Genomic DNA, 3,515 nt, shown 5'->3' with positions numbered 1-3,515 from the left:
CGCGCACGGCGTCGAGCATCGCGGGGAGGATGGTCTCGTCGTGCTGGAGGTCGCCGTCGATCACCGCGACGAAGGGGGCGGAACTGGACAGCGCCCCCTCGATGACGGCCGAGGACAGGCCGCGTCGGCCGACGCGGCGGAGGCAGCGGACGCGGGTGTCGGTCCGCGCCAGGGCGCGGGCGGCGTCGGCCGTGCCGTCGGGGCTGTCGTCGTCGACGAAGATCACCTCCCAGTCGATGCCGGCGAGGGCGGCATCGAGGGCGGCGACCATGGGGGCGACGTTCGGCTGCTCGCGATAGCAGGGAACGACGACGCTGAGGACCGGGCTGCGGCAGGCCGTCACGCGGGCAGGCTCAGCCGCCGAGCGCCTCCAGCACCGCCTCGGCCCGGCTGACCTCGAAGCCGCCCGGCTGCTCGATGGCGAGATGCGTCACCAGCCCGTCCTGCGCGACCAGGGCATAGCGCTGGCTGCGGACGCCGAGGCCGCGGGCGATGAGGTCGAGCTCGAGGCCGAGGGCGCGGGTGAAGGCGCCGGAGCCGTCGGCGAGGAAGGTGATCTTGCCGCCGGCCTTCTGGCTCTCGGCCCAGGCGGTCATCACGAACACGTCGTTCACCGCGATGCAGGCGATCTCGTCGACTCCCTTCGCCTTCAGCGCGTCGTAATGCTCGAGGAAGCCGGGAACGTGCTTCGCGCTGCAGGTGGGGGTGAAGGCGCCGGGAACGGCGAAGAGCACCACCGTCTTGCCGGCGAACAGCTCGCCGGTGTCGATCTCCTGCGGTCCCTCGGCGCCGGGGGTCATCAGCTTCATGGCCGGGAGCCTGTCGCCCACCTTGATCATCGCGTCTCTCCTGATTGGATGGCCTGTTCGAGCAGACTGGTAGCCGAAGCCGGGCCGCGCGTGAAGGCGGGCGGTTCAGGCGTAGCGTTCCTCGGCCCAGGGATCGGCGTTGTTGTTGTAGCCGCGGGTTTCCCAGAAGCCCTTGCGGTCGGCCGTCGCGAAGGTGATGCGGCGGACCCATTTGGCGGATTTCCAGAGATAGTAGCGCGGCACCAGCACCCGCACCGGGCCGCCGTGCTGGCGGGTCAGCGGCTTTCCCTCCCAGCTGTGCACCAGGTAGCAGTCCTCGGCGGCGAACTGGTCGAGGCGGAGATTGGTCGTGTAGTCGTCATAGGATTCGAAGAGGACGTGGGTCGCCTCCGGGTGCGGCCGCACCAGGTCGAGGATGGTGCGGATCGACACGCCGCGCCAGTGATTGTCGTAGCGCGACCAGGTGGTGACGCAGTGCATGTCCGACACGCTGTCCTGCTGCGGCAGGGCCATGAACCCGTCCCAGTCGAGTGTGACGGGATTGGCGACGGCGCCGTCGATCGCGAGGCGGAAGGCGGCTTTCGGCACCTCGGGCTGGACGCCGAGATCGAGCACCGGCCAGTCGGTGACGAGGCGCTGGCCGGGCGGGAGGCGCTGCGCCGGCGGCGCGGTGGCGCCGGTCAGGCCCCGCCCCTCGCGCGACCAGTCCTGCTTGCGGCCGATCAGCTTGTCGCGGATCTGGCCGATCAGGCTGATTTCCGGTCCGTCGTTTCCCTGCTTGTCCGCTTCGTCCATCGCCGTTCTCCTTCCGGGCCGGACGATGATATGGGGTGAAGGGGCGCGCGGTCCAGCGCGCGGCGGGGTCAGCGGTTCTTGAGGATGCGGGCCTTGTCGCGTTCCCAGTCGCGCTTGGCGATGGCCTGGCGCTTGTCGTGCTGCTTGCGGCCCTCGGCGATGCCGAGCGTGACCTTGGCGAGGCCGCGCGGGTTGAAATGCACGTCGAGCGGGACGACGGTCGAGCCCTGGCGGGCGATGGCGCCGAGGAGCTGGTCGATCTGCTTGCGCTTGAGCAGGAGCTTGCGCGGGCCCTTGGTGTCGAAGCGGGAGAGCACGCCGCCCTGGTATTCGGGGATGTACATGTTGAAGAGATACATCTCGCCGTCGCGCTCGCCGGCGAAGGCCTCGGACAGCGTGGCGCGGCCCATGCGCAGCGACTTCACCTCGGCGCCGCGCAGCACGATTCCGGCCTCCACCGTGTCCTTGATCGTGTAGTTGAACCGGGCCTTGCGGTTCTGCGCCGCGATCCCGTGGGAGATCAGCCCGGATTTCCGGGGCTCGGCCATCAGGCGAGCAGCCCGAGCCCGGTCATCGCGGCGCGCATCTGCGCCTTCGTCGCCTCGGCGAGCGGGGCGAGCGGCAGGCGGCAGAATTCCGAGCCGAATCCGAGCAGGGAGGCGGCGTATTTCGCCGGGGCGGGATTGCTCTCGGCGAACATCGCATCGTGCAGGGGCAGCAGGCGGGACTGGATCGCCATCGCGGTCTTCAGGTCGCCGGCGCGCCAGGCCGCCTGCATCTCGGCGCAGAGGCGCGGGGCGATGTTGGCGGTCACCGAGATGCAGCCGACGCCGCCGGCGGCGAGGAAGGCGAGCGCGGTGTGATCCTCGCCCGAGAGCTGGCAGAACGACGCGCCGCAGGCGGCGGTGGTGTGCAGCGGGCGGGTGAGGTTCGCCGTCGCGTCCTTCACGCCGACGATGTTGGGGTGCTGCGCGAGGCGGGCCATCGTCGCCACACTCATGTCGATCACCGAGCGGGGCGGGATGTTGTAGATGATGAGCGGAATACCGATCGCGTCGGCGACCGCGGTGAAGTGGCGGAGCAGGCCGTCCTGCGTCGGCTTGTTGTAGTAGGGGGTGACGACGAGAACGCCGTCGGCGCCGACGGATTCGGCGTGCTTCGCGAGGCCGATGGCCTCGCGCGTGGCGTTCGAGCCGGCGCCGGCGATCACCGGGACGCGTTTCCTCGCCACCTCGACGGTGATCTCGACCACACGCTTGTGCTCGTCATGGCTGAGCGTGGGGGATTCGCCGGTGGTGCCGACCGGGACGAGGCCGTTGGTGCCCTCGGCGATCTGCCATTCGATGAAACGTTCGAGCGCCGCCTCGTCGATGCGACCGTCTTCGTGCATCGGGGTGACCAGCGCGACCAGTGAGCCGTGAAACATTGTGTTCTCCGTGAGTGCGCGTAACCTATTCGCAGCATTCGGCGGCGGCAAGGTATGGGAGCGCGGGAGCAGTCCTGCTATTGGTTCGCGCATGGTCCGGATGTTGCTGCTGCTGACGTCCCTGCTCGCTCTCGGCGCCGCCCCCGCGCCGCTGGGCGCGGTCGCGATCGCCGCCCCGCTGCAGCCCGCCCCCGCCCTCGCCCGGATCATGAACGACATCCGCGCCAATCACTGGACCGAGGCGGAAACGCTGGCCGCCGCCCAGCCGGACCGGCTGGTGGCGCGGCTGGTGACCTATTACCGGGTGCTCGACCCCGGGGCGGCGAGCGAGACCGAGATCGCCGCGTTCATGGCCAGATATCCCGACTGGCCGGAGCAGGGAATCCTGGCGCGGCGGTGGAACGAGGCGCTGGCCGCCGACCCGGACGACGCCACGGTGCGGCGCGAATGCCGCACCCGGCTGCCCGAGACCGCCGCCGCCAATG

General features: G+C 70.2%; 5 protein-coding genes and 1 pseudogene. 1 reads left to right on the top strand and 5 read right to left on the bottom strand.

All coding sequences use genetic code 11. The features are described from left to right. The 5 genes from APM_RS10725 to dapA all read right to left on the bottom strand — a co-directional run. On the bottom strand, window positions 1–343 hold a 343-nt coding region (locus tag APM_RS10725; RefSeq protein WP_007423394.1), incomplete at its 3' end, for a glycosyltransferase. A gap of 10 nt (window positions 344–353) precedes the next feature. After that, window positions 354–839, bottom strand: coding sequence for a peroxiredoxin (locus tag APM_RS10720; RefSeq protein ID WP_007423393.1), 486 nt, complete (start codon window positions 837–839; stop codon window positions 354–356). A 75-nt stretch (window positions 840–914) separates the two neighbouring features. Then, window positions 915–1,604: a sulfite oxidase-like oxidoreductase gene (locus tag APM_RS10715; RefSeq protein WP_007423392.1), complete on the bottom strand. Its 690-nt coding sequence runs from the start codon at window positions 1,602–1,604 to the stop codon at window positions 915–917. Window positions 1,605–1,672: 68 nt separating this feature from the next. Continuing rightward, window positions 1,673–2,152: an SsrA-binding protein SmpB gene (gene smpB / locus APM_RS10710; protein ID WP_007423391.1), complete on the bottom strand. Its 480-nt coding sequence runs from the start codon at window positions 2,150–2,152 to the stop codon at window positions 1,673–1,675. Next, window positions 2,152–3,030 (bottom strand): 4-hydroxy-tetrahydrodipicolinate synthase, encoded by an 879-nt coding sequence (gene dapA, locus APM_RS10705; RefSeq protein ID WP_007423390.1) that lies wholly within the window; start codon window positions 3,028–3,030, stop codon window positions 2,152–2,154. The genes smpB and dapA overlap by 1 nt, the downstream gene beginning before the upstream one ends. A gap of 100 nt (window positions 3,031–3,130) precedes the next feature. Here dapA and APM_RS10700 point away from each other — a divergent pair. Then, window positions 3,131–3,515, top strand: a pseudogene (locus APM_RS10700) (lytic transglycosylase); the annotation flags it as partial.

Source organism: Acidiphilium sp. PM (assembly GCF_000219295.1).
GTDB classification, from domain to species: Bacteria; Pseudomonadota; Alphaproteobacteria; order Acetobacterales; family Acetobacteraceae; genus Acidiphilium; species Acidiphilium multivorum.
The sequence above is the reverse complement of the archived record's forward strand: the minus strand, read 5'-3'. Positions and strand labels throughout refer to the sequence as shown.

Coding starts and splice junctions, on each gene's coding strand:
- APM_RS10720 (WP_007423393.1), bottom strand. CDS start 839: ATGATCAAGGTGGGCGACAGGCTCCCGGCCATGAAGCTGATGACCCCC.
- smpB (WP_007423391.1), bottom strand. CDS start 2,152: ATGGCCGAGCCCCGGAAATCCGGGCTGATCTCCCACGGGATCGCGGCG.
- dapA (WP_007423390.1), bottom strand. CDS start 3,030: ATGTTTCACGGCTCACTGGTCGCGCTGGTCACCCCGATGCACGAAGAC.
- APM_RS10715 (WP_007423392.1), bottom strand. CDS start 1,604: ATGGACGAAGCGGACAAGCAGGGAAACGACGGACCGGAAATCAGCCTG.